The sequence below is a fragment of the uncultured Veillonella sp. genome (genome assembly GCF_963534045.1).
In the GTDB taxonomy this organism is placed as follows: Bacteria; Bacillota; Negativicutes; order Veillonellales; family Veillonellaceae; genus Veillonella.
Genome location: NZ_CAUSQT010000092.1, coordinates 1 through 3,056, shown reverse-complemented (window position 1 = coordinate 3,056; position 3,056 = coordinate 1). Strand labels below are relative to the sequence as shown.

General features: G+C 37.1%; 4 protein-coding genes. 2 read left to right on the top strand and 2 right to left on the bottom strand.

Features of this window, described 5'->3' with window-relative positions; genetic code table 11:
• Positions 1–76: 76 nt before the first annotated feature.
• A complete protein-coding gene (gene rsmG / locus RYP29_RS08705) occupies positions 77–826 on the bottom strand; it encodes a 16S rRNA (guanine(527)-N(7))-methyltransferase RsmG (protein WP_311533155.1) in 750 nt (249 codons plus the stop codon).
• A gap of 671 nt (positions 827–1,497) precedes the next feature.
• Here rsmG and RYP29_RS08700 point away from each other — a divergent pair.
• Together RYP29_RS08700 and RYP29_RS08695 are read left to right on the top strand one after the other, a co-directional pair.
• Positions 1,498–1,728, top strand: coding sequence for an antitoxin (locus RYP29_RS08700; RefSeq protein WP_137661085.1), 231 nt, complete (start codon positions 1,498–1,500; stop codon positions 1,726–1,728).
• Positions 1,725–2,135 carry a type II toxin-antitoxin system VapC family toxin gene (locus RYP29_RS08695; RefSeq protein ID WP_059364521.1) on the top strand — a complete coding sequence of 137 codons (411 nt, stop codon included), beginning with the start codon at positions 1,725–1,727 and terminating at the stop codon, positions 2,133–2,135. The genes RYP29_RS08700 and RYP29_RS08695 overlap by 4 nt, the downstream gene beginning before the upstream one ends.
• Before the next feature lie 72 nt (positions 2,136–2,207).
• On the opposite strand, the gene RYP29_RS08690 is transcribed toward RYP29_RS08695, so the two are convergent.
• Positions 2,208–3,056: FAD-dependent oxidoreductase (locus tag RYP29_RS08690; protein WP_311533149.1), on the bottom strand; the 849-nt coding region annotated here is incomplete at its 5' end.

Below are 3,056 nucleotides of genomic sequence, written 5' to 3'. Positions count from 1 at the left end.
AAAAATAGACCATTCCAAAAACGATTTCGGGCTCCGCGAAGCGCAGTAGCGTATCGTTTTTTGGGATGGTCTATTTTTATAGAGGTTTATCTTTTATCTCTTTGGGTTTTCTCGGATATTTGCTAGGTGTTTTTCCTGTTTTTTTAATGTACACGATGGCTCGTTTATCGTCCAGTGTCGGTAAGGTCACGGTTTTTACGTTTTCAATGGATGCTTTAAGTATGCTAAGGGCTTTATCTGATTCGCCGATTTCTTCTTCGTAGATGGCGCCTTTTAAAGCAATAATATAGCCGCCTTGTTTAACGTAGGGCACGGTCCATTCTAATAAGATTGGTAATCTTGCAACGGCACGGCTCGTGGCGATATCAAAGCTTTCACGATAGTCCTGATGACTCAAATCCTCAGCGCGTCCATGCAAGGTCTTGCAGTTCGTCAATTGCAATTCGTCGATAACAGACTCAAGGAAAGTGAGTCGTTTCTTGAGGGAATCAAACAAGGTTACGTGTAAGGTTCTATCATAAATGGCCAACGGGATGCCAGGGAATCCTGCACCGGTTCCGACGTCAATAATAGAAGAACCAGATTTGATTATCGACGGATCATAACAGGATAGGGAATCAATCATGTGCTTAACCACGACTTCCTTCATGTCCGTAATGCCCGTCAGGTTGAGATATTTATTTGTTTCAATCATGCGTGCATAGTACACGTAGAAATCCTTTGCTTGCTGTTCTGTGCACGGCAATCCAAATGCTGCCATTTGTGAAAGCATATATTCAACAAACTCAGATTCACTAGCGATAGGCACATCATATTTTTCTTTCATAGGTGCTCCTAACTATATGTATTTAATTTAGGCTAAAATCCATTTATTTGCGCTGTACGGGCTATTTAAGTGATTTTATGATAACTTATATACAAAATATAGTAAAACATCCATACAAGCGAAATATGAGAGTCATATTTGTATCTATTATACCATATTCTCAATATATTCTCATTTATAACATAGATAAACCTATAAAAATAGGGGATACTCGTAAAAGAGTTATATCAATATGATCCTATAAGCAATATTCTCAATTAACTTAATGTTTTTGATAATACAAAATAAGATGTATATCTGAATTTCAATTATTATCAATTACAATATTTCATTGAGAAAACGCTCCATCTTTTCAACCTATTCATTTCTAATTCTATACAATCATCTAAATCTAACCATCAAATATAATTCTTCATATTTTAACACTTACCAAATACTATACTCCAATTTTTATCTCCTATATGAAATTCTCTTCATTTTATCATACAATTTGTCTTTTCTGTGTGTACATCTTATGTACATCTAGAATATACATAATTTTACTTTTACATATATTATAGTTATAAATATTCATATATTTATGCAAAAATTTATTTGTTATCTATATAAAACTAACACTTGTAAAAATATATATCAAGGTATATACTTTTATTAACAAGGAGGTGATGTGTATGACCACAGCAAAGCTATTTGAAAATGGCCGTAGCCAGGCTGTACGATTACCAAAAGAGTATCGGTTTAATGGTGATGAAGTAATCATCAACAAAGTAGGCAATATAGTCTTACTAATGCCAAAAGATGATGAGTGGGCAGGTTTTGTAGCAGGCTTATCATTATTTACAGATGATTTTATGTGTAACGGACGGGAAGAAATCGATCATCAGGAGCGTGAAACTTTATGAAGTATATGTTAGATACGAATATTTGTATTTATGCTATCAAACAAGAGCCAGAAGTTGTACTACAAAAAATTTTAAAACATCACCCATCAGACATATGCATTTCATCAATTACATATGCCGAATTAATGCATGGTGTTGAAAAAAGCCAAGCCAAAGATAAGAATAGGCTAGCACTAACGCTTTTATTATCGCCTATAGAAATTGTCGATTTCGACAGTCATGCTGCTGAAGAATACGGAAAAATAAAAGCTGATTTACAATCACAAGGAAAAATTATTGGTCCTATGGATTTACTCATAGCTAGCCATGCTAAATCGAAAGGTCTAACTATTGTAACTAACAATACAAAAGAATTCAAAAGAGTTAATCATTTAAATGTAGAAGATTGGTCTAAACCATTAAGCTAATACAACCTAAACCAATACAAAAAAGCTAGTTAATCAAACGATTAGCTAGCTTTTTTCTATGTAATCACATATTTATTTGCTTCTATTATATTGTTCTAGTTGAATCAACAGAACAGACACGTCCGCCGGGGATACGCCAGAGATACGACTGGCTTGGCCGATGGAGTGTGGGCGAATTTTGTTGAGTTTTTGTTGCGCTTCAAGGGAGATGCCCTTAATTTCTGTATAATCCCATTCTTTTGGAAGAATTTTTTCTTCCAGTTTGCGAACCTTCTCAACTTGTTCCATTTGCTTTTTGATATAACCTTCGTAGGTAATGGCGATATCCATAGCTTCTTCTACGTCAGGTGTAAAGCGTTTCAACCCGAATACATCGGCTACGGTAGCGTAGGAGAGTTCGTTACGTTTTACCAAATCATAGGCGTGGATGCCTGTTTTGATAGGGGCTGTACCCAAGCTTTCAAGCAAGGCTTGGGTTTCCTTAGATGGATTGACAGGTGTATTACGCAACAATTCCATGCCTTCTTCGATAGCCGCTTTCTTAGCCGTAAATTTAGCCCAGCGGTCATCTTTCACAAGACCGATTTCACGACCTTTTTCAGTAAGGCGCATATCCGCATTGTCTTGACGAAGCAATAGACGATATTCGCTGCGGCTCGTCATCATGCGGTACGGTTCGTTGGTCCCTTTTGTTACTAGATCATCGATGAGAACGCCGATGTATGCTTCGGAGCGTGCAAGGATGAAAGGTTCCTTACCTTCCAGCCACAAGGCTGCGTTGATACCCGCCATAAGGCCTTGAGCAGCTGCTTCTTCGTAGCCAGATGTACCATTCGCTTGACCAGCAGAGTAGAGGCCTTCAATGTGTTTCACTTGAAGAGCTGGCGTCAATTGTGTAGGGTTCAAGCAATCGTATTCAAT